The sequence below is a fragment of the Corallococcus sp. CA053C genome (genome assembly GCF_003611675.1).
Lineage (GTDB): Bacteria > Myxococcota > Myxococcia > Myxococcales > Myxococcaceae > Corallococcus.
The window spans coordinates 1-26,371 of record NZ_RAWA01000089.1; the positions used below are offsets into that span (position 1 = coordinate 1).

Genomic DNA, 26,371 nt, shown 5'->3' on the forward strand with positions numbered 1-26,371 from the left:
GGGGCGGGACGCTGGACCTGGATCCGACCTCGTTGGACCCGGTGCGCCCGGACACGCACCTGCCGCTGGCGCTGGTCCCCCCGGACGGCCCCGGTCTGGAGGCCGGGGAGCGCTGGCTGTCACTGCTGCGCGGGGAGTGGCGGGTGGTGCGCGCTACTCGAAGGGAATGATGGACAGCTTCGCGCCGGCCTTCACTTCCAATATCTCCTTGGCGCGGGCCGGCAGGTAGATGACCTGGTTGTCCAGCCGGGCCTGGCAGCGCACGGAGCGGAAGCGGTTGCGGCCCGACTCGCGCTCGGCGGCGACGAGCACGTCATCCCCCTCCAGCTCGAAGTCCTCGTCCGACAGCTTCACCGTGCGGTAGCGGCGCACGAGGCTGATGTCCGCCGTGTCCGCCTCGAAGTGGGGGCCGCCGTCGAACGGGTCGATGCGCTCCACGTACCGGAAGCCCACCCGCTCCAGCATCCGCTGCACGCCGCGCGTGGCCGGGCCCACTTCGCCCAGCACCTTCTGCACGCGGTCCGGGAACAGCGACGCGTAGATGTCCGACGAGGGGAACAGCTCCTTGATGAACTCCTTGTTCTGGCGGCTCAGCCGGTCGGCCTCCAGATAGGTGAGGCCGGTGAACTTCTTCCCGCACGCCTCCCACAGGAGGCTGCGCCCGTCCGGGAGCAGCGGCGGCAGGAGCTCCGCCAGCACGCGCGGCCGGAACAGGCGGCGGTGCATGGAGATGAAGAGGAAGCGCACGAAGGACAGCTGCTTGCCGGGCTTGTCCGGCGTCGCCCGGTAGGGCGGGTCCACCACCAGGCCACCAATCTCCGTGGGGCCCTCGTAGTTGTACGCGATGGACAGCACCTTGTGCCGCAGGTGCCGCTCCAGCGAGGCCGAGTAGTGCTCCCGCTCGCTCACCTCGTAGTAGATGTGCGGCGCGTCGTACGTGCCGTGCTGGGCGATGATCATCGACGTGCCGATGATGAGGCTGTTGCGCACGTCCTCCAGCACGAAGAGGTACTCGCGCTCGAACGGATCCTTCACCTTGCCGGCGAAGCTCTTCACCGACTTGTCGATGATGGCCTCGAGCGTCTCCTCGTTGTTCGGCAGGTTGACCGTGTTCAGCACCGCGGCGAGACGCTTCAGGCCGGGCAGGTCGGTTTTCTGGACGTCACGCAGCACGAGCATGGGGCACGCGAAGGGCACCCTGGAGAGGGAGCGCCGGAAGGGCCCGCGACCATACACCACGCCCCCGGGCCGTCAGCCTCCTGCATGCCCCCTTGTCAATGACGCGTTGCGTTCAGGACACCGCTCTCCCGCCCGCCCGGTGGGTACGGGCGGAGGACGCCCGACGTGAAACATGGATTGAACAAACCAGGGCTCGGCTGCCCGCATGCCCTGTTGTCAGGCATGTTGGAATGAACTTGAGAGGGAATGAAGTGGGGGAATGACTTGAGGTAGTGTTTGTAGAAGCTTTGCCGTCAAAGTTTCGCAGCTACTTCCCCCCAGGCCCCTACCTCAAGGATTCATCATTGAAAGCACTGAGCCTCTGGCTTGCGATGTGTTTGCTCCCGAGCCTCGCCGCGGCGGAAATCGTCTGGCGGGGAGACTTTGAAACGGGGGACCGCTCGCAATTCAGCACGACCCAGATGGTGAGTTCGGACCGGCTCCAGGTCGTGACGAGCCCGGTGGCCGAAGGCAAGTACGCGCTGAAGGCAACGGTGAAGCAGGGCGATGATCCCATCAACTCCAGCGGCAACCGCAACGAGCTCGTCTATCTGAGCCGCGAGAAGGTGGGGTCGGAGTACTGGTACCGCTGGAAGGTGATGTTCCCGAACGATTTCCCCAGCGTGGACGCGTGGCAGCTCTTCACGCAGTGGCACCACGACGGGTGCTGCGGCTCGCCCCCGGTGGAGTTCTTCGTCAAGGGCGAGGTCATCCGCATGACGGTGAACGACAGCGGCACGGTGTGGAGCACGCCGCTGAAGCGCGGTGTGTGGCAGGAGTTCGTCTTCCACGTGAAGTGGTCGCCGGACCCGTCCGTGGGCTTCGTGGAGCTGTGGCACAACGGCAAGCAGGTGCTGGCCAAGAAGAAGGCCATGACGATGTACGCCGGCCAGAGCAGCTACCTGAAGATGGGCCTGTACCGGGACGACTCCATCACGCCGGTGGGTGTCGTCTACCACGACGGTTACATCCAGGCGACGAGCCGCGAGGACGTGTTCCCCCCGGTGGTGCAGCCTGATCCGCAGCCGGTGGACGCGGGTTCTCCGGTAGACCCGGATCCGGTGGTGGACGCGGGCAGCCCGGTGGACCCGGTGGTGGATGCGGGTTCTCCGGTGGACCCGGGGCCGGTGGTGGATGCGGGCAGCTCGGTGGACCCGGACCCGACGCAGGGCGGGACGAAGCCGGACACCGCGGTGAAGCCGTTGCCGCTGGACGAGGGTGACGAGCGCTACCAGGGTGGGTGCTCGGCGAGCGGTGGTTCGCTGGCGGCGTTCTCGCTGCTGGGGCTGCTGGGCCTGCTGGGTTCGCGCCGTCGTCGTCGGAGCTGAAGCGTTGTAGGGCCCTCCCGCGCCGGGATGCCGGTGCGGGAGGTGTTTCGCGGGACGGGTTGAAGGGGTCAGCGCTTCCATGCGAGGAGGCGCGGGTGAAGACTCCTCTCCGACCGTGGTGGCTGCTGCTGTGTGGCTTTGTGTTGACCGCGTGCGCGGGTCCGCAAGGCCGCGCGCCCGGGCGCTATGCGCAGATGGTGGACTCGGCGACGAGCGGCTGCCTGCGCAATCCGGCCTGCGCGACGCAGGTGGGCGAGGACGCCGTGCTGCCGTGGCTGTCGAGGGCGGCGGCGCGGGCGGGCCAGGCCGCCGCGATGCTGCGCGTGTGGGAAGCCGCGGAGGTGGCCCACGTGGAGCGGGTGCTGGTGGAGTGCGCGAAGCAGGCGAACTCCGACGTGAACGAGCGGCTGCTGGGCCCGGGACGGCGGACCACCCCTGAGGTGTGCACGGAGAAGGTGCTGGACGCGAGCGGGCGCGAGGTGACGCGGGCGATGCAGTTGGGGGAGGCGAAGCACGCGGCGGCGCTGGAGTGCGTGCAGCGGGTGCTGGGGGCCACGGACGCGGGACGGTTCAGCGTGGAGCCGCGCTACTTGAAGGACGCGACGACGGGGCGGACGCGGTGGTTGGAGCCAGAGGAGGTAGCCCAGTGGCTGCAGGACGGGCAGTTCTACCTGCTGGCAGGGAGCATCGTCCCGGACGTGGTGCTGCACGCGCTCGGGAACCCGCTCAAGGTCCAGCGAGTCTACGACTTCAAGTTTCCGTGCCCGGTGTCCAATCCACCCATCTGGGACATCTATGCTCCCGGACATTCCTTCGCTGGAAAGACCCAGAGGGACGTCTATCAGCAGCTCCTGAACGCGGACCGGGCTCCCCAGCTGGTATCTCCCAACTTCGGAGTCCAATGATGACCCTGCGAGTGCCCGAAGTTCGTGAAGCCATCGATATCGAGGGCGAGCCGGTGGTCCTCCTGCGAGAGGGTGTGAGCATTGCCTTCTACATCCGGGCTCCTCACGAAGAGATTGCCCCTGCTTTGTGGCGTGCACTGGAGCGCTACCGTCAGGCCATCCAACCGAGACACCTGGGTTGGTACGTGGATTACTCGGGAGACTGGCTGGCGCTGGACTCGGAGGGCGAGGCGGGCCTTCGTGCCCGGATGTTGGAACCCTCGTTTGCCATCCTGCAGGTAAAGGAGCGGCCCGACTCCGTCACAGGAGTCGCTTTCCACTATCGCGGGCACGGCAATGGGCTCTCCGACTTCCGCAAGGACTATCCCCACAGCATCTGCGCCGTGGAGTTCCACTTGCCCATCGAGTTCCTGGACGACCCGGGCCCGGAGTGGATCCGCGCGCTGGCCCTCGACCTGGGGCGCGAGCTGCCCTGGTCGTCAGGTCATGCCGGACTGTCGCTCGAAGTGGGCGCCTGGATTCAATCCCTCACGCCGCTCCTGCGAGAGAAGACCCTGCGTCACCCGGGTTTCGACCTGCCGCAACTGAACGACCTGGCCCTGCACCTGGGCTCACAGGTGCGGGCCCCCGCGTGGCTCACCTTCCTGGGCCCGCCCGTGCTGAAGGAGCTGGGCGGCGCGGAAGGGCTGCGCTCCCGGCTGACCTCACCGACGACGACGGTCCAGGCGCTCTCCGAGGACCGCGTGGTGGTGTCCCTGGGGCCCGTGCCCGAAGCCGGCGACCTAGAGGCCGGCGACACGCTGCCGCACTACCGCGAGCTGGCCCGGGTGCTGGAGCCGTGGCTCTACGCGCATTCATCCCAGTGGGGCGGGTTCACGAAAGAAGAAGTCCGCCGCTGGGAGCGCCGCTTCCTCTGACGCTCACCCTGCTGGAGCGTACATCCTGAAGGCGCGGCAGACACGGCCGGTCCGCAACCGTTGGAAGGACGAATCCATGAAGCGTGGCGCCGGCATCCCGCTGGAACTCGCCACGCAGAAGGCTCCCCTCGCCGTTGGAAGCGAGGTGTTTCGCGGGATGGGTTGAAGGGGTCAGCGCTTCCATGCGAGGAGGCGCGGGTGAAGACTCCTCTCCGACCGTGGTGGCTGCTGCTGTGTGGCTTTGTGTTGACCGCGTGCGCGGGTCCGCAAGGCCGCGCGCCCGGGCGCTATGCGCAGATGGTGGACTCGGCGACGAGCGGCTGCCTGCGCAATCCGGCCTGCGCGACGCAGGTGGGCGAGGACGCCGTGCTGCCGTGGCTGTCGAGGGCGGCGGCGCGGGCGGGCCAGGCCGCCGCGATGCTGCGCGTGTGGGAAGCCGCGGAGGTGGCCCACGTGGAGCGGGTGCTGGTGGAGTGCGCGAAGCAGGCGAACTCCGACGTGAACGAGCGGCTGCTGGGCCCGGGACGGCGGACCACCCCTGAGGTGTGCACGGAGAAGGTGCTGGACGCGAGCGGGCGCGAGGTGACGCGGGCGATGCAGTTGGGAGAGACGAAGCACGCGGCGGCGCTGGAGTGCGTGCAGCGGGTGCTGGGGGCCACGGACGCGGGACGGTTCAGCGTGGAGCCGCGCTACTTGAAGGACGCGACGACGGGGCGGACGCGGTGGTTGGAGCCGGAGGAGGTGGCCCGGTGGCTACAGGACGGACAGTTCTACCTGCTGGCAGGGAGCATCGTCCCGGACGTGGTGCTGCACGCGCTCGGGAACCCGCTCAAGGTCCAGCGAGTCTACGACTTCAAGTTTCCGTGTCCGGTGACCAACCCGCCAAGCTGGAGCTTCTACCCGCCAGGGCATCCCTTTGCGAATTCGACCCAGGAGACGGCATATCGGGAGTTGTTGGGCCGCGAGCTGACCCCGCGAACGGTGTCCCCCAATGTTGGAGTCATGTGATGACCGCGCGGTACCCGAAGATCCGCACCACCGTGGACATCGAAGGTGAGCAGATCACGGTCCTGAAGGAAGGCGTGCACGTTGCGTTCTACATGCCCGGCTTCCATCAGGAGGTCGCTCCCGCTGTGATGCAGTCGCTGGAGCGGTACCTTCATGCCCTCGGCCCGGCATCCCTCGGCTGGTATGTGGACAACGATGGCTACTGGTGGTCGCTGTCCGACAAGGACGAGGGCTTTCTCCGAAATCAACTGATGGATCCGCGCGGCGCGCGCATTGAGGCGCGGGGACGGCCTGACTCCGTGACGGGCATCGGGTTCTCCTATGTGGGGCATGCCTTCGTGACCCCTCTCTTCGCCCAGAATTACCCTCAAGCCATGTGCGCGGTGGAGTTCTGGCTGCCCACCGAGTTCCTGGAGGAGCAAGGGGCGGAGGCGGCTCATGCACTGACCATCGAGTTGGGGCGCGGCCTGCCCTTCAGCTCGGGCCATGCTGGGCTGTCCTTCGAGACCTGGGGCTGGATGGAGGCCACCACTCCGGTCCTGCGTGAGAGCAGCCTGCGCCACCCAGGTTTCGACCTGCCACGGCCAAGCGCGCTGGAAATGTATCTGGGCAGCCGACGGGTGCGGGGGCCCTCATGGCTCAACTTCCTGGGCCCCCCCATCCTGGAAGAATTGGGCGGCGCGGAAGGGCTGCGCGCGCGGCTGCATTCACCTTCGACGGAAGTCCAAGCACTTTCTCTGGAGCGGGCGGTGGTGTCCCTGGGCCGTGAACCCGAGGCTGGCGACCTGGAAACCGGCGACACGCTGCCGCACTACCGCGAGCTGGCCAGCGTGCTGGAGCCCTGGCTCTACGAGCACCAGGGCTCGTGGGGAGCCCTTACGAAGGAAGAAGTCCGCCGCTGGGAGCGCCGCTTCCTCTGACGCTCACCCCGCCAGCGCGGGGTAGTCCACGTAGCCCTCCGGCCCGGGCGTGTAGAACTTCTCCGGGGTCGCCACCGCGACGGGCGCGTCGCGCTGCATGCGCTGAACGAGGTCCGGGTTGGCGATGAAGGGCCGGCCGAAGGAGATGAGGTCGGCCTGCCGTGCCTCCAGCGCGGCCTGGGCGCGGGCGCGGTCAAAACCCCCGTTGAGGATGAGGGGCCCCTCGAAGCTCGCGCGCACGGCCTGCATCGTCGCCGCGAAGCCTTCGTGCGGGTTGGCGACGACGTGCACGTACAACAGCCCTCGCAGCCCTCGCGCGAGCGTCGCGTACTGCGCCTGGACCTCTTCGTGCGGCGGCAGGTCGTTGAACGTGTTGTGCGGCGACAGCCGGATGCCCAGGTGCTCCGGGCCAATGGCGTCGGCCGTCGCCTTCACGACCTCCAGGACGAAGCGGGCGCGCTTCTCCACGCTGCCCCCGTACCCGTCGGTGCGCCGGTTGGCGTGCGGGTGCAGGAACTGCTCGAGCAGGTAGCCGTTGGCCCCATGCAGCTCCACGCCGTCGAAGCCCGCCGCGATGGCGTTGCGCGACGCGTGCACGAACTCCTCGCGGGCCTCGTCGATGTCCGCCGCGCTCATCTCCTCGGGCGCGGACATCGGCTGGAGTGCCTCCTGGTCGGTCCACATCTTGCTGTTCGCGGTCACCGCGCTCGGCGCCACCACGCGGGCCCCGGCGGGCAGGTTGTTCACGTGCGCGATGCGGCCCACGTGCATGAGCTGGGCGATGATGTGCCCTCCCGCGGCGTGGACGCTGTCGGTGATGGACCGCCAGGCCTGGGTCTGCGCTTCGGAGAAGAGGCCCGGGATGCGCGCGTAGCCGAGCCCGTTCGGCGACGGCGCGATGCCCTCGGTGAGGATGAGGCCCGCCGAGGCCCGCTGCGTGTAGTACGCGCGCATCAAGTCGTTGGGCACGCCGCCCACCGCCCGGCTGCGCGTCATCGGCGCCATGACGACGCGGTTGGGCAGGGCGAGCTTGCCCAGACGATAGGAGGAGAAGAGGTCCATCGGCGTGCTCCTGGAGCAGTGGAGGCACCAATCTCCGCGTTTCATGGGCCTTGGACAATGGGGCTCCCACCGGACATCCTGTCCGCCCATGCGGACAATGCCCCAGGTGGATCCCAGCGCGGTCCTCGCCTTCGTCGCGGTGGTGGAGCACTCGAGCTTCCGCGGCGCGGCGCGGGCGCTCAGCATCCCCAAGTCGACCCTCAGCCAGCGCGTCGCGCTGCTCGAGGAGCACCTGGGCGCACGGCTCCTGTCGCGCACCACGCGCTCGGTGACGCTGACCGACATCGGCGCGAGCTACCACCGCGAGGTCGCGCCCGCGATCGCCGCGCTCAACGCCGCCGAGGCGCTCGTCGGTGAACTTCAGGCGCACCCCACCGGACGCCTGCGCATGACCACCCCCATCGAGTTGGGCCAGAACGTGCTCGGGGACGTGCTTGCCCACTACGCCGCGCGCTTCCCCGAGGTGAAGGTCGAGGTCGACCTGACGGACCGTCAGGTGGCCCTGGTCGAGGAGGGCTACGACCTGGCCGTGCGCGTGGGGCCGCTCACCGACTCGCGGTTCATCGCCCGTCGCCTGGGCCCGCCGCAGCACCTGGGTGTGTACGCGAGCGACACGTACCTGCGAAGCGCCGGGACGCCAACGCGGCCGCGCGACCTCGCCGCCCACCGCTGCCTGGTGATGACAGGCACGCAGGCGCCCACGACATGGACCTTCCGCTCCGGACGAAAGACGGAAGCGGTGACCCTCGAGCCGCACATGGCCGTCAACAGCTTCGAAGTGCTCTGTGATCTCACCGTGGCCGGCGTCGGCATCGCGAGGCTGCCGGCGATGCACGTGGCGCGCTCGGCCACCCGGCGCCAGCTGCGGGAACTGCTCCGTCCGTACGCCGTGGCCCGCCAGGCGTTCGCTGTCTACCCGAGCTCCCGCAACGTCTCCCCCGCGATGCGCGCCATGGTCGACGTGCTCGTCGAGCGCTTCGAACTGGCGCCATGGGGCACGCCCGCCTGAGCGCGCATCCTGAAGGCTCGGCAGACACGGCCGGTCCGCACCGTTAGGATGGCTCACGATGGCTGAACAGACGCCGCCCTACTGGCTCCTCATCTCCGTGCTCTTCAGCTCCCAGCCCCTCACGCCCGCGCTGGCGATGACGCTGCATGAGGCCGCCTATGAGCTGTATTCGCGGGGCGAGGGCTCCCGCGAGGTCGCGGGCGATCTGCTCTCCGGCCGCGTCACCAACCTGCGCAAGGACCTGTCCCTGGGCGGCATCGCCGGGCCCGCCTTCGAGGCGGAGATCGAAACCGAGCGCGGCTCCGGCACCGTGCGCTTCATGCTCACGCGCCAGGGGCTGGAGCTGATGAAGGCCCAGGGGCCCGCCACGCCCTCGAAGCCGAAGTACCTCAACTGAGGGAGGGGGGCCTCGTCCGCCCGGCCGCTCCCGGCGCGGGGACACCGTCACCACCTTGGGGATTCAAGGGAGGACTGACGGCATGGACCCCAAGGACGAATACATGAAGCGTGGCGCCGGCATCCCGCTGGATCCCGCGAAGCAGAAGGATCCCGAGGAGGACGGCGACCGGGTGCCCGCCGAAGGGCGCGCCGAGGAACTCAACGACGTCACCGGGCAGAACGGCGGCCAGCGCACCGACGTCGACAAGCCCTGGAAGGACACGCGGAGCCGGCATGACGGCATCCGCGACAAGTACAACGCCGACAGCGACAAGAAGAAGCCGTGACACACCGGCCTGGGCCGTCCGGGAGACGCCCCGGAGCGCGCGGGGCTACTCCTTCTCGAGGTCCACCTTCATCCCGCCCATGTGGAGGATGGACTGGGACAGGGTGACGGCGGAGCCAATGGCCAGCTCCTCCAGGGCCTTGGCCTCCTCGCTCTGGGGCTCGGCGGCGGCGCCCGTCTGGGCTCCGGCCTGCTGGCCCGCGGCGCCCTGGGCCGTGGCGCCCGTATAGGTGCCCACGAACGAGCCGTGCGGCGTGGCCCCGGCCTGCGCCAGCGCTGACGCCACCACGGAGCCGCCCGACACCTGCGGGCCGGCCTTGGGCGTCTGCGCGGACACCCCCTGCATCAGCGAGCCGAAGCGGCTGCCCGACACCGGCGTGGACGTGTTCGTCGTGGCCGGCTGCACCCGCGGACCGGAGAGGGACGTGATGCGGTTCATGGCGGCTCCCGTCAAAGGCCCCGGTCACTGGCACACCCGGGGGGCGCGCCTGTGGGGCTTCAAGTTCTCCCCATTATCGCCCTGGACCCCGGAAAGTTGCGGATTCCGACACCAGGAACGCCGAAGGCCGCGCAATCCCTGGGGAATGTTCCCCCAAGGGACTGGCGGCCTTCCTCAGCTCAGCGGCTGAAACCCACGCCCCGGCCTAGAACTGGTGGGCCTCGGTGGACTCGTGCAGGGCCAGGGTGCTGGCGCTGCCGCCGGAGATGACCTCGGCGACCTGGTCGAAGTAGCCGGTGCCCACCTCGCGCTGGTGGCGCGTGGCGGTGTAGCCGTCCTTCTCCGCGCCGAACTCCGCCTGCTGCATCTCGCTGTAGGCCGCCATGCCGCGGTCCTTGTACTTCCGCGCCAGCTCGTACATCGAGAAGTTCAGCGCGTGGAAGCCGGCCAGCGTGACGAACTGGAACTTGTAACCCATGGCGCCCAGCTCGCGCTGGAACTTGGCGATGGTGGTGTCGTCCAGGTTCTTCTTCCAGTTGAAGGACGGCGAGCAGTTGTACGCGAGCATCTTGTTGGGGAACTTCTTGCGGATGCCCTCGGAGAAGGCCTTCGCCTGCGCGAGGTCCGGGGTGCTGGTCTCGCACCACACGAGGTCCGCGTACGGCGCGTACGCGAGGCCGCGCGCGATGGCGCATTCCAGGCCGCCCTTGATGCGGTAGAAACCCTCGCCGGTGCGGCCGGCCGCCTTGTCGATGAAGGCGTGGTCATACTCGTCCGCGTCGCTCATCAGGAGCTTGGCGCTGTCCGCGTCCGTGCGCGCGACGAGCAGCGTGGGCACGCCCATCACGTCCGCCGCCAGACGCGCCGCCGTCAGCGTGCGCACGAAGTGGCTGGTGGGCACCAGCACCTTGCCGCCCATGTGGCCGCACTTCTTCTCGCTGGCCAGCTGGTCCTCGAAGTGCACGCCCGCGGCGCCCGCTTCGATCATCCCCTTCATCAGCTCATAGGCGTTGAGCGGACCGCCGAAGCCGGCCTCCGCGTCCGCGATGATGGGCGCGAACCAGTAGCGGTCATTGCGGCCCTCCGCGTGGTCGATCTGATCCGCGCGGCGCAGGGCGTTGTTGATCTTCTTCACCACGGTGGGGACGCTGTCCACCGGGTACAGGCTCTGGTCCGGGTACATCTGACCCGCGGAGTTCGCGTCCGCGGCGACCTGCCAGCCGGACAGGTAGATGGCCTTGAGGCCCGCGCGCACCATCTGCACGGCCTGGTTGCCGGTGAGGGCGCCCAGCGCGTTGATGTACTCGTCCGTGTGGAGCAGCTCCCACAGACGACGGGCACCCATCTCCGCCAGGGTGTGGCTCACGCGGATGGAGCCGCGCAGCTTCTCCACGTCCTTCTCGGTGTAGTTGCGGGTGATGCCATCGAAGCGCTGGGCGTGGAGCTTCGCGTGGGGAGAGGCGTCGGAAGTGGTCGGCGTCGCGTCGTACATGCCAGAACTCCTCAAGGGCTGCGGTGAAGGGTTGAGCAAGGGTTCAAGACTTCAGGAAAGCTTCAGGACTTCGCGGCGTCCGCATCCAGGGCCTCGTAGGCCGGCAGGGTGAGGAAGTCCTCGAAGGTGGAGGCGGTGGACAGCTGTTCGAAGAGGGCGCGGGACTTCTCGACGTGGGCCTGTCCGTAGCGGTCGGCCACGCCTTCGCGGTCCAGCTGGGCCATCTCCTCCGCCAGCAGCTTGCGGAACAGCTCCGCCGTCACCTTGCGGCCGTCGTCCAGCGTGGCGCCGTGGTGGATCCACTGCCACACCTGGGCGCGGGAGATTTCGGCCGTGGCCGCATCCTCCATCAGGTTGTAGAGCGGCACGCAGCCCAGGCCGCCCAGCCACGCGGCGGTGTACTGGATGCCCACGCGCAGGTTGTGGCGCAGGCCCTCCTCCGTCCGGGTGCCGGAGGGCAGCTTGAGCAGGTCGGCCTCCGTGACGCGCACGTCCTCGCGCTTGTTGGCCACCTGGTTCGGGCCCTTCATCTGGGCGTCGAAGATCTCCTTGGCCAGCGGGACGAGGCCGGGATGCGCGACCCAGGTGCCGTCGTGGCCGTTCTTCGCCTCGCGCTGCTTGTCGGCGCGCACCTTGGCCATCACCGCGTCGTTGGCGGCGGCGTCCCCCTTGATGGGGATGAAGGCGGCCATGCCCCCCATGGCGTGCGCGCCCCGGCGGTGGCACGTCTGGATGAGCAGCTGCGAGTAGGCGTTGAGGAAGCCCTTGTCCATCGTCACCTGACCGCGGTCGGGCAGCACCACGGACGGGTCGGACTGGAGCGTCTTGATGAAGCTGAAGATGTAGTCCCAGCGGCCGCAGTTGAGGCCGGCCGAGTGCTCGCGCAGCTCGTAGAGGATTTCGTCCATCTCGAACGCGGCGGGCAGCGTCTCGATGAGGACGGTGGCCTTGATGGTGCCGGGCGCGATGCCCAGCTCGCTCTGGGCCAGGTGGAACACGTCGTTCCACAGCCGGGCCTCCAGGTGGCTCTGCATCTTCGGCAGGTAGAAGTACGGGCCGGTGCCGCGCTTCAACTGCTCCTGGGCGTTGTGGAAGAAGAACAGGCCGAAGTCGAAGAGGGACCCGGAGATGGCCTTGCCGTCGATGCGCACGTGGCGCTCCGGCAGGTGCCAGCCGCGCGGACGCACGAAGAGCACGGCGTGCTTCTCATTCAGCGCGTACTGCTTTCCGTTCTCCGCCGTGAACGCGATGGTCTTCCGCACGGCGTCGCGCAGGTTCAGCTGGCCGCGCACCACGTTGTCCCAGGTGGGGCTGTTGGCGTCCTCGAAGTCCGCCATGAAGACGTTCGCGCCGGAGTTGAGCGCGTTGATGATCATCTTGCGGTCCACCGGACCGGTGATCTCCACGCGCCGGTCCTGGAGGTCCGCGGGCACCGGAGCCACCGTCCAGTCGCCCTTCCGCAGGCTCTCCGTCTCCGGCAGGAAGTGGGGGCGCTCGCCCTTGCGCCAGCCCTCCGCCACCTTCTTGCGCCGCTCCAGCAGGGCCTCACGCCGCTCCCCGAAGGTGCGCGCCAGCTTCGCCACGAAGGCCATGGCGTCCTGCGTCAGCACCTCCGCGTAATCCGGGTGCCAGGACCCCTCGATGCTCACGCCCGGACCGAACGTCGGGGGATTCTGGGAGGTGCGGGCGACCATGGCGACTCCTGACGAGCTGCGTTGTAAACCGCTGCAATGGGCTGAAAGATGTTCCCTTCATCTGGGGAAGGGAAGCCTTGGTGAATTAGAAGCCGCTTGCCTGTAAGGCTGTCAACATCGTCTGGATTAAATTTGTAAATCTTGTGACGCGGCGGGACGTAAACCCCCGGAATCCCGTGTCCTGGGGGGCGCAATCACCGGCGGCGGCCTCCGTAGGTAGGGATGGAGCCCCCGATGCGCCAAGCGGGGCCAGGACGGAGAGGTCACCTCATGGACGTCACGACACGATGCAGGGCTTGTTCGAAGGAACTGTCCGGGGCGGAGACGAGCTGCCCGCACTGCCGCACGCGCACGGTCCCGCTGCACCGGGGCGAGGGGCGGGCGGTGCTGGGCGTGTGCGCGGCGCTGGCCCGGGAGTTCGGCGTGGACGTCGCGCTGATGCGGGTGGCCTTCGTGGTGATGCTGGTGGCGTCGGCGGGGTCGGCCGCGGGGCTCTACCTGCTCGTCTGGGCGTTCACCCCGGCGAAGGCAGGGGGGAAGGCTCCCCTGCAGGCGCCGCTGGACTGGGTCTCCAAGGTGGGGGGCGCGCCCGTGGAGGACGACGTGCCGCGCTGGGAGCGGCGCGTCTGAGCCGCGGGGGCGCCTGCTAGACGCGCCAGACGCCGGCCACGGTCTCCATGCGCTCGGCCACGCCGCGCAGGGACTCGGTCATCCGCTGGGTGCCCTGCATGGCCTCGAGGGTCTCGTCCATCATCCGGGCCAGGTCCGTGACGGCGGTGAAGATCTGCGCGATGCCCGCGTTCTGCTGGATGACGGCGGCGGCGATCTGCTGGGCCGCCGACGCGTTGTCCGTGATGATGTCCGTCAGCGCGTGCAGGCTCTCGCTGGTGGCGCGCACCTGGGACAGCCCCGCCTCGGAGCGGCGCTGGCCCTCCTCGGAGAGCTCCACGGTGGCCTGGATGCCGCCGCGGATGTCGTCCAGGACTTCGCGCACCCGGCCGGTGGCGTTGATGGACTGGTCCGCGAGGCTGCGGATCTCCCGCGCCACCACGCCAAAGCCCTGCCCGTGCTCGCCGGAGCGCACCGCTTCGATGGCCGCGTTGAGCGCGAGCATGTTGGACTGGTCCGCCAGGTCCTTCACCGTCTGGGTGATGCTGGCAATCTGACTCGTGCGCTCGTGGAGTGAGGAGATGCCCGCGGCGAGGCGCACCCCGTGGTCGCGCAGCTCCTCGAAGCCCTCCAGGCTGGCGCCGAGCGTCGTCTCTCCGGCGCTGCCCGCCTCGCGCGCCTTCGCCACCAGCCCGAGCACCGCCTGGGAGCGCTGGGCGGCGAGCTGGGAGGTCTGTTGGATCTCCTGCGCCGTCACCTGCGTCTCCTGGAGCGCGGTGCCCTGCTGGAGGAGGTTGCGCTCCTGCTGCTGCGTGGCGGTCGTGAGTTCCGCCACCATCTGGCCCAGCACCCGGGTGCCCTGCTGGAGGCTGGTGGTGGACTCGCGCAGGTGGTCCATCATCCGCGCGAAGGAGGCCGCCAGCTCTCCCACCTCGTCCTGCGTGTGCCCCACCGTCACCTGCTGGGTGAGGTCGCCATCGCGCACGACGCGGGACACCAGCGAGCTCAGCGTGGTGATGGGCCGCGTCACGGTGCGCGCCAGGGCCCAGGCGGCCCAGGCGGCCAGCCCCAGGAACGCGGCCACCGCGAGCAGGCTGATCTGCAGGAAGCGCCTCAGGGGCAGGAAGGCCTCGTCCGCGTCCACCTCCGCCGCGAAGCGCCAGCCCTGGCCCGCCGCGAAGCGGGTGGTGGCGTTGAGCGCCTGTGCCTGCACGACCTGGGACGGCGGGGGCACGCCCGGGGTCCGGGAGCTGTAGAGCCGGCTGCCCTCCGGGCCGAGGATGTCCAGGGTGAAGCTGCTCTGGCCCCGGTCGTGCGAGCGCTGGAGCGCGCCCTCCACGACCTGCCTCAGCTGGCCCCAGTCATACGCCGCCAGGAGCACGCCCACCCGCGCGCCGGAGACGGGGCTGAGGACGGGCAGCGCCAGGGGCATCACCGGGCGGGCGAAGTAGGGGTCCGTCCGGGTGAGGGCGCTGGTGAGGATGGCCGGGTCCAGCGTGTCCTTCAGCGCGGCCTGGAACCAGGGCGCGGCGAGCACGTCGCGCTCGTGGCCGGCGAAGGCGTCGCGCAGCGCGGGCCGGCTGACGGAGACCGCCTGGCCATCCACGGTGAACAACACCAGCCCCGCGAAGGAGGCGTGCCGGTCGTTGAGGGTCGCGAGCACCGCGTCGCTCTTGGCATAGGTGCCGAACAGGAGGGCGCCGCGCAGGATGGCGTCCTCCGTCCACGCGCGCGCGTTCGTCTCGCGCTCCTGGAGCGAGGACTCGATGAGGTCGCGCAGCCCTTCGGTCTCCACCTGGAGGACGCCCTGGACCTGCAACTCCACGGTCCGTCGGATGATGTAGATGCCCGTGGCGAGGACGGGCGCGAGCGCCGCGACCAGCAGCAGGCAGACCCACAGCGTGAGGCGACCCCGCAACTTCAAGCCGGACAGCAGGTGCATGGAGAGGATCCGGGAGCGGGTCAACGGTCAGAGGTCCAGCAGGGAGAGGCCCACGGTGAGCGCGCCGATGACCTGGGCGCCGTCGCGGACGGGGAGGGAGACCTGGATGACGTAGGCCTGGCTGGACTCGTCGAAGAAGGGCGCCTCCCGCAGCTCCGGCCCACCCCGGCCCCGGGCGTGGGGGATGCGCCACTTGTCCTCGTCCCCCTGCCAGTAGTCCGACGTGCGCCGGCTGGCGCAGACCAGCGCGCCCTGGTCATCCATGGTGAAGGCCTCCGCCATCGCCAGGCCCAGCCGCTGCTGGAGGCGCTGGAGCGCGCCCTTGCACGCGCCGTCCAGCACGGTCTGCTTGAACGGCGTGAGCGCCGGGGTGGCCCTCCACTCCTCATCGAGTCGCTGGAGGGTGGCGAGCGGCACGCGGCGCGCGTTCTGGGCGCGGATGGCTTGGAGCACCTCGGGGTCGGCGGCCAGCCGCCGCAGCGCTGGCATCACCCGGTCCACCTTCTGGAGCTGCGCGATGCCATCTGGAGGCAGCTGCCCTCCGACCGCCAGCGCCAAACCCATCCAGAGAATGCACATACAAGTCCCCCCGGGACCGTGAAACCGACTGGAAAAAGTGTGTCACGGTTCCGCTGACGCCGTCACGCAGGCAGGCGTGATTTGTATTATTCAAATTAAGCGTGTTTTGTCTGTAATTTTTGGACGTCGTGGAGTGGCCGAAGGCGGGCTTCAGGGGTCAGGGCGGCCGCTGGCTTGAGGATGTCAGGGGTAGGGGGCATCCTTGCGCGCATGGGCGACGGAAATGGGAGCGGGAAGGGGAGGGCGGCGACGTATGCCGACCTGGAGGACGTGCCGCCGACGAAGGTGGGGGAGATCATCGAGGGGGAGCTGGTTGTCAGCCCGAGGCCTGCCTCCCGGCACACGCGGGCTGCCTCGAAGCTGGGCGGTTGGCTGGATGGCCCGTTCGACGAAGGTCGCGGTGGGCCTGGAGGTTGGCTCATCCTGGATGAGCCGGAGCTGCGCTTCGCTGGGTCGCGGGATGCGCTGGTGCCCGACCTCGCGGGATGGCGGCGCGAACGCATGCCGCGCATGCCCGACACCCCGGTCTTCTCCCTGGCGCCCGACTGGGTCTGCGAGGTGCTGTCCCCTTCCACCTATCGCTGGGACCGGGGACCGAAGATGCGCGTCTATGCTCGCGAGGGCGTGGAGTGGTTGTGGTTCATTGATCCGCTGGCGGAAGGGCTGGAGATCCACCACCTGCGGGAGGGCCAGTGGCAGCTGTCGGCTTCTCACCTGGGCAGTGGCACGGTGCACGCCGCGCCCTTCGACGCGGTGCCGCTGAGCCTGGGCAAGCTCTGGAGCCGGTGACGGCTCAGGGCAGCTTCGGCCGGATGATGCGGGGCGCATCCGGGTTCACATCCAGCAGGCGCACGGGGTCACCTTCTCGCACGGTGCCTGCCTTCAGCACGCGGGCGAGCTGGCCCCTGCGTCCCCAGCTCTCCTTGAGCAGGCCGGGCCGCAGGGCATCCAGCTTCCAGCAGGGCACGCACGGCTCGGTCAGCTCCAGCACCACCTCGTCCCCCAGGGCCAGCCGCTGGCCCGGCGGCAGCGCGTCGAGCGCCAGCCCCTCCACCAGCACGTTCTCCTTGAGCGCGCCCGGGGGGACGTCCAGCGCGGCCCTTTGCGCTTCGTCCACGAGCAGCACCTGTCGCTTGTGGCCCACGGCGCGCCGCTGGTGACGGTCCCCGTCGAAGCCGTGCTGCTCCACCGCGCGGGCTTCGGGGACGCGGCGCATGGGCGTGCCCCGCTCCTGGGCGAGCAGCAGCGCGCGGATGGTGCCGGTGGGGGAGGGAGTGCTCACGGCGCGACACTAACGCGGGCCCGTGCGTCGCGAGAGGTGGGGACGGGGCTGCGCGGGCCCTCCTCCCCGCTCCCGAGCGTTGGCGAAGCGGCATCCGTCCCACGCGGAGGCCTGCCGGGCAGGGGCGAGGGTGTTAAGCGCCAGCGCCTGGACATCGTTCCCGCCTGGGGAGGCCGTCACCGTGAGCACGAAGAACGTTCGCATCGAGAAGGACACCTTTGGTCCCATCGAAGTCCCCGCCGACCGGCTCTGGGGCGCGCAGACGCAGCGCAGCCGCCAGAACTTCGCCATCTCCAGCGAGCGCATGCCCCTGGCGCTCGTGCACGCGCTGGTGCTCGTGAAGAAGGCCGCCGCGCTGGTGAACCAGGAGAACGGCTCGCTGCCGAAGGAGAAGGCCCAGGCCATCGTGAAGGCCGCGGACGAGGTGCTCGCCGGCCAGCACGACGAGGAGTTCCCCCTGCTGGTGTGGCAGACGGGCAGCGGCACCCAGACGAACATGAACTGCAACGAGGTGCTGGCCAACCGCGCCTCGGAGCTGATGGGCGGCGAGCGCGGTGAAGCGCGCAAGGTCCACCCCAACGACGACGTCAACAAGGGCCAGAGCTCCAACGACGTGTTCCCCACCGCGATGAGCGTGGCCGGCGTGGAGGCCGTGGTGAAGCACGTGCTGCCGGAGCTCCAGGCCCTGCGCGACGTGCTGGCCCAGAAGTCCCAGGCGTTCCAGTCCATCGTGAAGATTGGCCGCACGCACCTGCAGGACGCGACGCCGCTCACGCTGGGCCAGGAGTTCAGCGGCTACGTGGCGCAGTTGGATCGCGCGAAGGCCCACCTGGAAGCCGCGCTGCCGCACCTGCTGGAGCTGGCGCTGGGCGGCACCGCCGTGGGCACCGGCCTCAACGCGCCCCCGGGCTATGCCGAGCGCGTGGCGGCGGAGATTTCACGGCTCACCGGCCACGGCTTCGTCACCGCGCCCAACAAGTTCGAGGCGCTGGCCGCCAACGACGCGCTGGTGCAGGCGCACGGCGCGCTCAAGGGGCTTTCGGCGGTGTTGTTCAAGGTGGCCAATGACATCCGGTGGCTGTCGTCCGGGCCCCGGTCTGGCATTGGTGAAATCAACATCCCGGAGAACGAGCCGGGCAGCTCCATCATGCCGGGCAAGGTGAACCCCACGCAGAGCGAGGCGCTCACCATGCTGTGCGCCCAGGTGATGGGCAACGACGTGGCCATCTCCCTGGGCGGCGCGTCCGGCAACTTCGAGCTCAACGTCTTCAAGCCGCTCATCATCCAGAACTTCCTGCAGAGCTGCCGGCTGCTCGCGGACGGCATGCGCAGCTTCCGCCTGAACTGCGCGGTGGGCATCGAGCCGAACCTCCCCCGCCTCCAGGAGAACCTCCAGCGCAGCCTGATGCTGGTGACGGCGCTCAACCCGCACATCGGCTACGACAACGCGGCGAAGATCGCCAAGACGGCGCACAAGCAGGGCAAGACGCTCAAGGAGGTGGCGGTGGAATTGGGGCTCGTCACCGCGGAGCAGTTCGACCAGTGGGTCCGCCCGGAGAAGATGACCGGGAACCTGTAGGCCGCCCGGCCACATCCCGCCCAACCGTGGGCCAGCGCACGCTCAGGCAAGAAGGAGGCAGCGCGCGGGAGCGGGGACGATTAGGGTACGTGGGCCATGAACGTCCCCTTCGTCATTGAGACCACGCACCGCGGCGAGCGGGCGTACGACCTCTACAGCCGCCTGCTCAAGGATCGCATCATCCTCCTGGGCACGCCCATCAACGACGATGTGGCCAATCTCATCGTCGCCCAGCTGCTCTTCCTGGAGTCCGAGGACCCGGACAAGGGCATCAACCTCTACATCAACTCGCCCGGTGGCTCCGTCACGGCGGCGCTCGCGATGTATGACACGATGCAGTACGTCAAATGCCCGGTGTCCACCATCTGCGTGGGCCAGGCGGCCTCCGCGGGCGCGCTGCTGCTGCTGGCGGGCTCCAAGGGCAAGCGCTACGCCCTGCCCAACGCCCGCATCATGATCCACCAGCCGCTGGGCGGCGCGCAGGGTCAGGCCACGGACATCGACATCCAGGCCAAGGAGATCCTCCGCCTGCGCGCGTACCTCAATGGCCTGTTCGTGAAGCACACGGGCCACACCATCGAGCGCATCGAGAAGGACACCGAGCGCGACTACTTCATGAGCGCCGAGGAGGCCCGGCAGTACGGCCTCATCGACGAGGTCGTGGAGCGCGCCGGCATCCCGACCCCCGGCAAGTAGCGTCTGATTCCGCCCGGGGCCTGGAGGCGCGGCCCTGCGCCGTCCTCCGGCCGGGCATTCGATGCCAAGAGGGTGCGCAAGCTGCCCTCCAGTGCGACCTACCTTGCCCGTGCCCACCGTTCGGGTATGGCGCTCCGTTCCCTTATCGTCGCTCTCGTGCCTGCCCTGCTGGCGGGTGTTGGTTGTGCCACCGGCCCCAGCGAGCGCGTGCCGTCTCCGCCCTCGTCCCAGGCGGTGCAGGCGGAATTGGGGCAGCGCGACGTCGTGCAGGCCGGTGAGGAGTACACCCGGCAGAATAACCTCGTGCTGGCCCAGGGCGGCGAGGCGGTGCGGATCCGCCCCAACTACTGGCGGCTCCGCTTCGCGCTACCGGAGGAAGGCTCCGGCAAGCTGCTGGAGCTGGACTTCGACGAGCTGGCGCAGCGGGTGACGGGCTCGCGGCGCCTGGACATCACGCCCGAGATGCCCCCCACCTCCAGACTCTTCCAGCCCAGCGAAGCGAGCCCCGCGACAGGGGGCTCGGGGTTTCGCTGAGCGTCGGGTTCCGGCGCTATGGCAGCCGGGTGATGCGGTCGAGCGCCGGGGCCGGCAGCGGGTTCGCCTGCGTGCTCTTCGCGGTCAGGTAGGCCTCCAGCGCATCCGAGTCCACGCCGCCGCCCACGAGGTTCGTGCCCTCCGTGAAGACGGTGAAGTTGTCGCCGCCCGGGGCGAGGAAGCTGTTCACCGTGACGCGGTAGCGGCGCCGTCAGTCCCTTGTAGCGGGAGATCAGCTCGGTGATGGTGGAGTCCGGCGTCACCGTGCGGGAGGCGGCTCCCTTGGGAAGAGCGCGGACGATGCCACCGCCCCGTGACGCTGGAGTGAGCGCCCCGTCCCGAATGGGTGCCGTTCCCGCCGGTGTGAGGCGGGCAACACCCAACCGCGCTTCAAGGGCTGGGAGACTCCTGACACCACAGCAGCTCCACGGCGCCACCCACGCGGGCCCAGAGCACCGCCTCCTGGCGGAACAGCCGGCCCAGGCGCCACGCCTCGTCGCGCGACAGGCCCGGGACGAAGAGGCTCTCCTCGGACCAGCTCCGGTCCTCCGCCACGCCCACGGCGGGCACGAAGGCCTGTCCCCGCGCTTCGAGCAGGCCGCGCAGGGTGCGCTGGAGGCCCGCGTTGGTCCGCGGCGAGCGCGTCCGCGCGTGGGGGTTCCACGCGGTGAGGAAGGCCCAGGTGGCGTGCCCGTGCGCGGTGAGCGTGGCGTCCAGCGCCGGATGCGGGGCGCCCACGCGCAGCACGTGCTTCACGCCTCCGACGAGCGGGTGCGGGCCCACGACGTAGCCCGTGGCCTGGAAGGCCTGGAGCAGCGCGGCCCGCCGCGCGTCACTCACTCGGCGGATTCGCGGCCTGCTGTGGATTCGCGGTGGCCGGGCTGACAACGAGCGGCAGCGCCGGGTGTCCTTCGCGGAGCGCGGGCGGAATCTGGCTGGCCACGATGGGGGCCTGCTCCGCGGTCTGCCAGGGGACTTCGGGCCACCAGCGCTGCACGGCCGGCGGCGTCTGGGGGAGGAAGTCCTGCCCGAGCCTGGGCGCGGCGATGCTCACCCCGTCGTGCTTCGCGGCCACCAGCGAGCGCTCCATGGGCTCCGTCCAGGCGTGGCTGGCCAGGGTGACGAGCCCCCAGTGCACGGGCAGCATCAGCCGGCCGCGCACCAGCCGGTGGGCGAGCACGGCCTGCTCCGGCCCCAGGTGCCAGTCCGGCCAGCCCGCGCCGTACTGGCCTGCTTCAATCATCGTCGCGTCGAAGGGCCCCAGCTTCGCGCCAATCTCCTCCATGGCGGGGAACAGGCCGGTGTCGCCGGAGTAGTAGACGCGGTGCGCGGGCCCGATGAGCGCCCAGCCCGACCACAGCGTCTTGTTCTGCTGGAGGAAGCGGCCCGACGCGTGACGCGACGGCGTGCTCACGATGTCCAGCCCCTTCACGCGCGTGCGCTCCCACCAGTCCAGCTCCACGATGTGCGCGGCCGGCACGCCCCAGTACTCCAGGTGCGCGCCAATCCCCAGCGGCACCACGAAGGTGGTGTCCCAGTCCTTCATCGCGCGCAGCGTGTTGAAGTCCAGGTGGTCGTAGTGGTCGTGGGAGATGACCACCGCGTCAATGGGCGGCAATTCGCTGAGCGCGATGGGCGCCGGGAACCAGCGCTTCGGTCCCAGCCAGTCCAGCGGCGAGGTGCGCTCGCCCCAGACGGGGTCCGTGAGCACGCGGTGCCCGTCCACCTCCACCAGTGTGGACGAGTGCCCGAACCACGTGATGCGCACCCCGTCCGCCGGCGGCGTGGCGAAGCGCTTCGGGTCGATGCGCTCCACCACCAGCGGCACCTGCGGGCTGCTGTCGGGGCTCGCATGGAACAGGCCCGACAGCGTGCGCTCCAGGTCATTGATGATGGGCTGCGGGTTGACGAAGCCGCCGTCCTTCCACTGCGGCGAGCGCTCCATCCGTTCGCGCCGTGCGCCCTCCGCGCCCTTGCCGAACGCGCGCCAGCCGTCGATGACGACGACGAGCGCGAAGCCGCCGAGCAGCACGAGGCCCCACCCGAAGAGTCGCAAGAGCCTGCCGCCCCAGGACACGCCTTGCGGGCCGTGGGGCGGAAAGGCCGTGCGGAAGGCGCTCTGACGGGCCTTGTCTGAGGCCCGCAGGGGCCCGGCGTTCATCTTCATGCCCGGGACCCTGCGGGTTCCGGTGCGCAAGTGTCAATGGGAAGACGCTGGGGGCCTACCGGGTCCGCGCCACGGCGGCGCCTATCTCCGGGCGGAGCTGCTGCTCCAGGCGGATGGCGAAGGCGGCCACCCGCTGCTCCTGGGTCGACTCCAACTCCATGCCCAGGATGGCGTAGTAGCCGCTGTCGCGGTCCACCCACGGTGTGAAGCCGAAGGCTCCCGGCGAGGAGACGGCCGCGCAGCCGGTGGAGGGCGTGTCGCACTCGAGCCAGGCGGTGAGGCCGTAGCGGTAGGGCTGCCCCACGTCCTTCATGGGCGAGCTGCCCACCACGACGTCGTACGGCTCGCGCGACTGCTCATCGAAGAGCGGGGCGGACGCGTACCGCACACCCCCGACGGTGCCCCGGTGGAACACGACGCCCAGGATCTTCGCGTACTCGTCCATCGTGGCCCGCAGGCCACCCGCGATGAGTGGGTTGGAGGTGCCCAGGGTGTTGCGGGGGAACGTGTAGTAGGCGAGCTCAGCGTCGCCCAGGCCCAGCGGAGTCTTCACCTGCTCTTCAAAGAGGGTCTTCCAGGGCTTGCCGGTGCGCACCTCCGCCATCCGCGCGGCGACCTGCAGGTGCGGGGAGCCGTAGTCGAAGCGGGTGCCGGGCGCGGCCACCAGTGTACTGGTGGCGATCTGCTCCACGCACTGCGCGAGCGTGATGCCTGACTGTGCCGTGCACGGGTTGCTGGTGGGCAGGCCGGAGGTGAAGGACAGCAGGTGTCGCAGGGTGATGGTGCCCTTGAGGTCGGTCCACCCGAGCACCTCGCCCGTCGTCGTATCGAGCGACAGCACGCCCGCGTCCACCAGCCGCAGGAGCGCAATGCCAGACACCATCTTGGATGCGGACGCGATGGCCACCCGGCGGTCGGGCGCGAAGTCTCCGTAGTTCTTCACGAAGACGCGCCGGTCCTGCGCGTCGTACACCGCGAGCGACAGGCCCGGCACGCCCGCGTCCGCCACGACGGCCGTGACGAGGGCGTCCACCCGCGCGAAGGGATCCGTGCCCGCGTCCGCGGGAGTGCCCGCGTCCGGGACTCCGGCGTCCGGGACCTCCGGTGGGTTGTCCTCAGGAGGGGACGACGACGTGCCACAGGCGATCAGGATGAGGGCGAACAGCAGCCACGGGCGAAGGTGCGGCATCAAGGGCCTCCAGGAGGGAATGCCCCTTCAACCCGCTCGCCGCGAAATGGTTTCAGGACGCGGGCCGCCTCACGGCTCGGGCGGCACGACCTTGTAGCCGCGCTGGAGCAGGGGGGAGAGCCGGTCGGTGAGGTCCCATGACTCCACGAACCGGCCGTCGCGCAGCCGGTACAGCGAGTCGCCCTGGAGCGTCACCGGACGCGGCTTGCCGTCCGCGGCGGGCGGGCCCTTGGCGTCGGTGCCCACCGCGCGCCAGCGCACCAGCACCCAGTCGTCCTCCGCCAGGACGTGGAGCAGTTCGAAGCGCAGGTCCGGGAAGAGCGCGAAGCCGGCCTCGGCCTGGGTGCGCACCACGTCAGGGCCTCGCAGCTCCCGGGGCGCGTCCTCCGAGCGGTCCACGTAGTCGGCCGCGACGTACTCGGGGATGCGCTCCAGGCGCTTCTGGTTGTAGACCTCTTCCGTGAACAGCCGGGCGCGCTCCTTGTTGGTCGCGCTGACCCGCTGAGCCCGCTCCGCCGGGGAGAGCGTCGCGCAACCGCTCATCCCCATTCCCAGGAGCCCCAGCAAACACCACGCACGTGTCCTCATGTCGCGCGCGAGTCTGCCGAGCCTTCGCGGGTGCCGTCAGCCGCCCCGTCGTCGAACCGTTCACCGCCGGGCGCCAGCCGCCCCAGGCCGATGGGCGCCGACAGGCAGGTGTCGGGGATCCCGAACGCATCCACCAGTCCCACCGCATCCGGCCGCAGCTCCGCGCACAGTTGCACGCGCTCCTTGCGGATGGCCTTCGCCTTGGGGGCCTCCAGGTAGCCGTGCTCCAGGAACCAGCCGCTGGCGGACTCCAGGCACGACAGGCCGAAGAGGTCCGCGAGCCGTCCCAGCACCGGCTTGAGCGCTTCGTCCTTCACCGCCGCCACGCCGCGCAGGAACTGCTCCAGCACGATGCGCTCCACGCTCGCGTGCGCCAGGGCCAGCAGGTGCACCTGCACCTGGTTGAAGGCCTCGAACGCCTCCACGCCCGCCGTCAGCCGCTTGCGGATCCGCTTGGACACCGACGCGAGGATCTCCTCCTCGCGGAAGCGCAGCGCGCGCAGGTGGAAGTCGCTGTCGCGCAGGTGGTCGCTGTCGGTGCGCCGGCCCGCGATGGGGTTCCTGTCCGTCACCACCGTGGCCGCGCGCTCCATCAGGAGCTTGAGCACCGCGAAGACGCGGTCGTCCTCGAAGCGCTGGCGGTAGCCCGTGAGCAGGCCCTTGGCGACCAGCTGCATGAGCACGGTGTTGTCGCCCTCGAAGGTGGTGAAGACGTCGGTGTCCGCCTTGAGCGACGGCAGCCGGTTCGCGGTGAGGTAGCCCTGGCCGCCGCACGCCTCGCGCGCCTCCTGCACCGTGGCGGTGGCGTTCCACGACGCGTAGGCCTTGAGGCCCGCCGCGAGCGCCTCCACCTCGCGCGCGTCGTCCTCGGTGCGGTGGACGTAGCGGTCCACCAGGTACTCCAGCGCGAAGTCCAGCGCGTACGCCTTGGCCACGAGGGGCAGGAGGCGCAGCTGGTGCGACTGGTGATCCAACAGGCGCACCTCGCGCGCACCGACGGGGCCGAACTGGCGGCGCAGGTCGCCGTAGCGCACGGCGATGGTGAGCGCGCTCTTGGCCGCGCTCAGGGACGCGCACGCCACGCTCACCCGGCCCGCCACCAGCGCGCCCAGCATGGTGAAGAAGCGCTTGGAGTCGCCGGTGATGGAGCTGGTGTACTCGCCGGCCTCCGTCACCTGGCCGTAGCGGTCCAACAGGTTCTCGCGCGGCACGCGCACGCCGTGGAACCACAGCCGGCCGTTGTCCACGCCGTTGAGGCCCATCTTGTCGCCGCAGTCTTCAATGCGGATGCCCGGGAGCACCTTGCCGTGCGCGTCGCGCAGCGGGACGAGCAGCGCGTGCACGCCCAGCCGCTCGCCGTCCACTTCGAGCTGCGCGAACACGGTGGCCATGCGCGCGTGCCGGGCCGCGTTGCCAATCCACTCCTTGCGCGCGGTCTCCGACGGCGTGTCGATGACGAACTCGCCCGTCTTGGCGTCGTAGCGGGCCACCGTCTCGCAGTCGCGCACGTTGGAGCCGTGGCCCAGTTCGCTCATCGCGAAGCAGCCGGGCAACTCCAGCGTGGCGACCTTCGGCAGGTACTGCTGGTGGTGCCGCTTCGTGCCGAGGAACAGGATGCTGGAGCCGAACAGGCCGAAGTGGACGCCCGCCTTGATGACGAGGCTCAGGTCGAAGAAGGCCATCGTCTCGAACGCGGCGATGAACGCGCCCAGGTCCGCGCCGCCCTCGCGCCCCTTGGGGAAGGCGAGCTGCCCCAGGCCGTCATCCGCCAGGTGCTTGAGCCAGGTGAAGACCTGGTCGCGGTAGGCGGTGGTGCTCAGCCCTTCCGGGTAGCGGAACTCCGCGTCCTCCAGCCAGCCGCGCACCTGCTTGCGCACGTCCGCGTAGGTGCGGTCCAGCACGCCCGTCATCGCCGCCGGGTCGAAGGACGCGGTGTGCGACGGGGCCTCGGAGCGGGCGGCGCGCGAGGCCTGGGGCAGCAGCGAGCGCACCGCCTCCTTGCCATCCACGCCCAGCGTGGCCTCCAGCGACGCCAGGGCCTGACCCAACTGGGGCAGGGGCATGCCGAGGGGGGCGTCCCCGCCCAGGACCTGGGCCAGGTGCACGCCCAGGCCCGCGAGGGTGTGGTGCTCGCCGCCGACGAGGTGCTGGGCGGTGGCGCGGATGTGTTCGCGCAAGAGGGCGAGCTCGCGGGGCGGGGGCGGACGCAGCGGATCCACCCAGAGGGCCAGGATGCTGTTGGCCTTGAGGTCGAGCCAGGGCTGGGCGCGGGCGGCTTCGCCCAGGGAGCGCAGCTCCTCGGCTGACAGCTCGCCGTCCGTCCAGGCGACGTAGAGCATGGGGATGAGGGGGGCGAGTCCCGACTGCGACAGCAGCTCCCGGGCGGAGGGACGCGAAGGGGCATCGAGCATGAATTCTCTCCAGGCGAGGGAACGGGCGCAGTCTCGCCACGGTGGAACGGGGCGGCAATGACGGAATGGGGTCCTGTTC

General features: G+C 69.8%; 27 protein-coding genes and 1 pseudogene. 14 read left to right on the plus strand and 14 right to left on the minus strand.

What is annotated here, in order from left to right; all coding sequences use genetic code 11:
- A pseudogene (locus D7V97_RS14620) lies at positions 1–170 on the plus strand (transglutaminase domain-containing protein); the annotation flags it as partial.
- Here D7V97_RS14620 and D7V97_RS14625 read toward each other — a convergent pair.
- Positions 154–1,179 carry an arginine N-succinyltransferase gene (locus tag D7V97_RS14625; protein ID WP_120611267.1) on the minus strand — a complete coding sequence of 342 codons (1,026 nt, stop codon included), beginning with the start codon at positions 1,177–1,179 and terminating at the stop codon, positions 154–156. The pseudogene D7V97_RS14620 and the gene D7V97_RS14625 sit on opposite strands and share 17 nt — an antisense overlap.
- Before the next feature lie 461 nt (positions 1,180–1,640).
- Between D7V97_RS14625 and D7V97_RS14630 the strand changes: the two genes are divergently transcribed.
- The 5 genes from D7V97_RS14630 (at position 1,641) to D7V97_RS14650 (ending at position 6,296) form a co-directional block, all read left to right on the plus strand.
- On the plus strand, positions 1,641–2,546 hold the full coding sequence (locus D7V97_RS14630) for a polysaccharide lyase (protein WP_368668912.1): 906 nt from the start codon (positions 1,641–1,643) through the stop codon (positions 2,544–2,546).
- 95 nt (positions 2,547–2,641) lie between these two features.
- Positions 2,642–3,451, plus strand: a complete 810-nt coding sequence (locus D7V97_RS14635; protein WP_233582796.1) for a hypothetical protein — start codon at positions 2,642–2,644, stop codon at positions 3,449–3,451.
- Positions 3,448–4,368, plus strand: a complete 921-nt coding sequence (locus tag D7V97_RS14640; protein WP_233582798.1) for a type VI immunity family protein — start codon at positions 3,448–3,450, stop codon at positions 4,366–4,368. Before D7V97_RS14635 ends, D7V97_RS14640 begins: the two co-directional genes overlap by 4 nt.
- 198 nt (positions 4,369–4,566) lie before the next feature.
- Entirely contained in the window at positions 4,567–5,376 is an 810-nt protein-coding gene (locus tag D7V97_RS14645) for a hypothetical protein (protein WP_233582800.1), read from the plus strand.
- A gap of 32 nt (positions 5,377–5,408) precedes the next feature.
- Positions 5,409–6,296, plus strand: a complete 888-nt coding sequence (locus tag D7V97_RS14650) for a type VI immunity family protein (RefSeq protein WP_233582802.1) — start codon at positions 5,409–5,411, stop codon at positions 6,294–6,296.
- 3 nt (positions 6,297–6,299) lie between these two features.
- On the opposite strand, the gene D7V97_RS14655 is transcribed toward D7V97_RS14650, so the two are convergent.
- Complete coding sequence (locus tag D7V97_RS14655; protein WP_120611253.1) at positions 6,300–7,358, minus strand: alkene reductase; 1,059 nt, start codon at positions 7,356–7,358, stop codon at positions 6,300–6,302.
- Positions 7,359–7,446: 88 nt separating this feature from the next.
- On the opposite strand from D7V97_RS14655, the gene D7V97_RS14660 reads away from it, so the two are divergent.
- The 3 genes from D7V97_RS14660 (at position 7,447) to D7V97_RS14670 (ending at position 9,092) form a co-directional block, all read left to right on the plus strand.
- Entirely contained in the window at positions 7,447–8,367 is a 921-nt protein-coding gene (locus D7V97_RS14660; RefSeq protein WP_120611254.1) for a LysR family transcriptional regulator, read from the plus strand.
- A 58-nt stretch (positions 8,368–8,425) separates the two neighbouring features.
- The gene (locus D7V97_RS14665; protein WP_120611255.1) at positions 8,426–8,764 is read left to right on the plus strand and encodes a hypothetical protein; all 339 of its coding nucleotides are present in this window, start codon (positions 8,426–8,428) and stop codon (positions 8,762–8,764) included.
- Positions 8,765–8,846: 82 nt separating this feature from the next.
- Positions 8,847–9,092 carry a hypothetical protein gene (locus D7V97_RS14670; RefSeq protein WP_120611256.1) on the plus strand — a complete coding sequence of 82 codons (246 nt, stop codon included), beginning with the start codon at positions 8,847–8,849 and terminating at the stop codon, positions 9,090–9,092.
- A gap of 45 nt (positions 9,093–9,137) precedes the next feature.
- Here D7V97_RS14670 and D7V97_RS14675 read toward each other — a convergent pair whose 3' ends face one another.
- The 3 genes from D7V97_RS14675 to aceB all read right to left on the minus strand — a co-directional run bounded on the left by D7V97_RS14675 (position 9,138) and on the right by aceB (position 12,716).
- Positions 9,138–9,530 carry a hypothetical protein gene (locus D7V97_RS14675; protein ID WP_120611257.1) on the minus strand — a complete coding sequence of 131 codons (393 nt, stop codon included), beginning with the start codon at positions 9,528–9,530 and terminating at the stop codon, positions 9,138–9,140.
- Positions 9,531–9,735: 205 nt separating this feature from the next.
- Positions 9,736–11,022 carry an isocitrate lyase gene (aceA, locus tag D7V97_RS14680; RefSeq protein ID WP_120611258.1) on the minus strand — a complete coding sequence of 429 codons (1,287 nt, stop codon included), beginning with the start codon at positions 11,020–11,022 and terminating at the stop codon, positions 9,736–9,738.
- A 62-nt stretch (positions 11,023–11,084) separates the two neighbouring features.
- Positions 11,085–12,716: a malate synthase A gene (gene aceB / locus D7V97_RS14685; RefSeq protein ID WP_120611259.1), complete on the minus strand. Its 1,632-nt coding sequence runs from the start codon at positions 12,714–12,716 to the stop codon at positions 11,085–11,087.
- 270 nt (positions 12,717–12,986) lie between these two features.
- Here aceB and D7V97_RS14690 point away from each other — a divergent pair, with 270 nt between their 5' ends.
- On the plus strand, positions 12,987–13,346 hold the full coding sequence (locus tag D7V97_RS14690; RefSeq protein ID WP_120611260.1) for a PspC domain-containing protein: 360 nt from the start codon (positions 12,987–12,989) through the stop codon (positions 13,344–13,346).
- A gap of 16 nt (positions 13,347–13,362) precedes the next feature.
- Here D7V97_RS14690 and D7V97_RS14695 read toward each other — a convergent pair whose 3' ends face one another.
- Together D7V97_RS14695 and D7V97_RS14700 are read right to left on the minus strand one after the other, a co-directional pair.
- Complete coding sequence (locus D7V97_RS14695) at positions 13,363–15,267, minus strand: methyl-accepting chemotaxis protein (RefSeq protein ID WP_120611261.1); 1,905 nt, start codon at positions 15,265–15,267, stop codon at positions 13,363–13,365.
- A gap of 27 nt (positions 15,268–15,294) precedes the next feature.
- Positions 15,295–15,831 (minus strand): PDC sensor domain-containing protein, encoded by a 537-nt coding sequence (locus D7V97_RS14700; RefSeq protein ID WP_233582804.1) that lies wholly within the window; start codon positions 15,829–15,831, stop codon positions 15,295–15,297.
- A gap of 225 nt (positions 15,832–16,056) precedes the next feature.
- On the opposite strand from D7V97_RS14700, the gene D7V97_RS14705 reads away from it, so the two are divergent.
- Entirely contained in the window at positions 16,057–16,635 is a 579-nt protein-coding gene (locus D7V97_RS14705) for a Uma2 family endonuclease (protein ID WP_120611262.1), read from the plus strand.
- 4 nt (positions 16,636–16,639) lie between these two features.
- Here D7V97_RS14705 and D7V97_RS14710 read toward each other — a convergent pair whose 3' ends face one another.
- Positions 16,640–17,128 carry an MOSC domain-containing protein gene (locus tag D7V97_RS14710; protein ID WP_233582806.1) on the minus strand — a complete coding sequence of 163 codons (489 nt, stop codon included), beginning with the start codon at positions 17,126–17,128 and terminating at the stop codon, positions 16,640–16,642.
- Positions 17,129–17,309: 181 nt separating this feature from the next.
- Between D7V97_RS14710 and fumC the strand changes: the two genes are divergently transcribed.
- The 3 genes from fumC (at position 17,310) to D7V97_RS14725 (ending at position 19,937) form a co-directional block, all read left to right on the plus strand.
- Positions 17,310–18,707 carry a class II fumarate hydratase gene (gene fumC, locus D7V97_RS14715; RefSeq protein WP_120611263.1) on the plus strand — a complete coding sequence of 466 codons (1,398 nt, stop codon included), beginning with the start codon at positions 17,310–17,312 and terminating at the stop codon, positions 18,705–18,707.
- 96 nt (positions 18,708–18,803) lie between these two features.
- The gene (gene clpP, locus D7V97_RS14720; RefSeq protein ID WP_120611264.1) at positions 18,804–19,403 is read left to right on the plus strand and encodes an ATP-dependent Clp endopeptidase proteolytic subunit ClpP; all 600 of its coding nucleotides are present in this window, start codon (positions 18,804–18,806) and stop codon (positions 19,401–19,403) included.
- Between the two features lie 156 nt (positions 19,404–19,559).
- Positions 19,560–19,937 carry a hypothetical protein gene (locus tag D7V97_RS14725; protein ID WP_233582807.1) on the plus strand — a complete coding sequence of 126 codons (378 nt, stop codon included), beginning with the start codon at positions 19,560–19,562 and terminating at the stop codon, positions 19,935–19,937.
- Between the two features lie 16 nt (positions 19,938–19,953).
- Here the strand turns inward: D7V97_RS14725 and D7V97_RS14730 are convergent, their stop codons facing one another.
- From D7V97_RS14730 to D7V97_RS14755, 6 genes are all read right to left on the minus strand, one after another.
- Complete coding sequence (locus D7V97_RS14730; protein ID WP_304988506.1) at positions 19,954–20,127, minus strand: hypothetical protein; 174 nt, start codon at positions 20,125–20,127, stop codon at positions 19,954–19,956.
- 200 nt (positions 20,128–20,327) lie between these two features.
- A complete protein-coding gene (locus D7V97_RS14735) occupies positions 20,328–20,777 on the minus strand; it encodes a DUF3293 domain-containing protein (RefSeq protein ID WP_233582808.1) in 450 nt (149 codons plus the stop codon).
- Positions 20,770–22,104: an MBL fold metallo-hydrolase gene (locus D7V97_RS14740; RefSeq protein ID WP_233582810.1), complete on the minus strand. Its 1,335-nt coding sequence runs from the start codon at positions 22,102–22,104 to the stop codon at positions 20,770–20,772. Before D7V97_RS14740 ends, D7V97_RS14735 begins: the two co-directional genes overlap by 8 nt.
- A gap of 55 nt (positions 22,105–22,159) precedes the next feature.
- Positions 22,160–23,293 (minus strand): serine hydrolase, encoded by a 1,134-nt coding sequence (locus D7V97_RS14745; RefSeq protein WP_199728810.1) that lies wholly within the window; start codon positions 23,291–23,293, stop codon positions 22,160–22,162.
- 69 nt (positions 23,294–23,362) lie between these two features.
- Positions 23,363–23,836, minus strand: a complete 474-nt coding sequence (locus D7V97_RS14750) for an ester cyclase (protein WP_233582812.1) — start codon at positions 23,834–23,836, stop codon at positions 23,363–23,365.
- Between the two features lie 41 nt (positions 23,837–23,877).
- A complete protein-coding gene (locus D7V97_RS14755; RefSeq protein ID WP_120611266.1) occupies positions 23,878–26,292 on the minus strand; it encodes an acyl-CoA dehydrogenase in 2,415 nt (804 codons plus the stop codon).
- Positions 26,293–26,371 lie beyond the last annotated feature (79 nt).

What these genes read in the sequence shown, in the direction of transcription:
- D7V97_RS14740 (WP_233582810.1), bottom strand. Translation starts at nt 22,104, where the DNA reads ATGAAGATGAACGCCGGGCCCCTGCGGGCCTCAGACAAGGCCCGTCAG.
- aceA (WP_120611258.1), bottom strand. Translation starts at nt 11,022, where the DNA reads ATGTACGACGCGACGCCGACCACTTCCGACGCCTCTCCCCACGCGAAG.
- D7V97_RS14745 (WP_199728810.1), bottom strand. Translation starts at nt 23,293, where the DNA reads ATGCCGCACCTTCGCCCGTGGCTGCTGTTCGCCCTCATCCTGATCGCC.
- D7V97_RS14670 (WP_120611256.1), top strand. Translation starts at nt 8,847, where the DNA reads ATGGACCCCAAGGACGAATACATGAAGCGTGGCGCCGGCATCCCGCTG.
- D7V97_RS14750 (WP_233582812.1), bottom strand. Translation starts at nt 23,836, where the DNA reads ATGAGCGGTTGCGCGACGCTCTCCCCGGCGGAGCGGGCTCAGCGGGTC.
- aceB (WP_120611259.1), bottom strand. Translation starts at nt 12,716, where the DNA reads ATGGTCGCCCGCACCTCCCAGAATCCCCCGACGTTCGGTCCGGGCGTG.
- D7V97_RS14700 (WP_233582804.1), bottom strand. Translation starts at nt 15,831, where the DNA reads ATGGGTTTGGCGCTGGCGGTCGGAGGGCAGCTGCCTCCAGATGGCATC.
- D7V97_RS14675 (WP_120611257.1), bottom strand. Translation starts at nt 9,530, where the DNA reads ATGAACCGCATCACGTCCCTCTCCGGTCCGCGGGTGCAGCCGGCCACG.
- D7V97_RS14640 (WP_233582798.1), top strand. Translation starts at nt 3,448, where the DNA reads ATGATGACCCTGCGAGTGCCCGAAGTTCGTGAAGCCATCGATATCGAG.
- D7V97_RS14630 (WP_368668912.1), top strand. Translation starts at nt 1,641, where the DNA reads ATGGTGAGTTCGGACCGGCTCCAGGTCGTGACGAGCCCGGTGGCCGAA.
- D7V97_RS14625 (WP_120611267.1), bottom strand. Translation starts at nt 1,179, where the DNA reads ATGCTCGTGCTGCGTGACGTCCAGAAAACCGACCTGCCCGGCCTGAAG.
- D7V97_RS14655 (WP_120611253.1), bottom strand. Translation starts at nt 7,358, where the DNA reads ATGGACCTCTTCTCCTCCTATCGTCTGGGCAAGCTCGCCCTGCCCAAC.
- D7V97_RS14755 (WP_120611266.1), bottom strand. Translation starts at nt 26,292, where the DNA reads ATGCTCGATGCCCCTTCGCGTCCCTCCGCCCGGGAGCTGCTGTCGCAG.
- D7V97_RS14660 (WP_120611254.1), top strand. Translation starts at nt 7,447, where the DNA reads ATGCGGACAATGCCCCAGGTGGATCCCAGCGCGGTCCTCGCCTTCGTC.
- D7V97_RS14705 (WP_120611262.1), top strand. Translation starts at nt 16,057, where the DNA reads ATGGGCGACGGAAATGGGAGCGGGAAGGGGAGGGCGGCGACGTATGCC.
- clpP (WP_120611264.1), top strand. Translation starts at nt 18,804, where the DNA reads ATGAACGTCCCCTTCGTCATTGAGACCACGCACCGCGGCGAGCGGGCG.
- D7V97_RS14690 (WP_120611260.1), top strand. Translation starts at nt 12,987, where the DNA reads ATGGACGTCACGACACGATGCAGGGCTTGTTCGAAGGAACTGTCCGGG.
- D7V97_RS14695 (WP_120611261.1), bottom strand. Translation starts at nt 15,267, where the DNA reads ATGCACCTGCTGTCCGGCTTGAAGTTGCGGGGTCGCCTCACGCTGTGG.
- D7V97_RS14665 (WP_120611255.1), top strand. Translation starts at nt 8,426, where the DNA reads ATGGCTGAACAGACGCCGCCCTACTGGCTCCTCATCTCCGTGCTCTTC.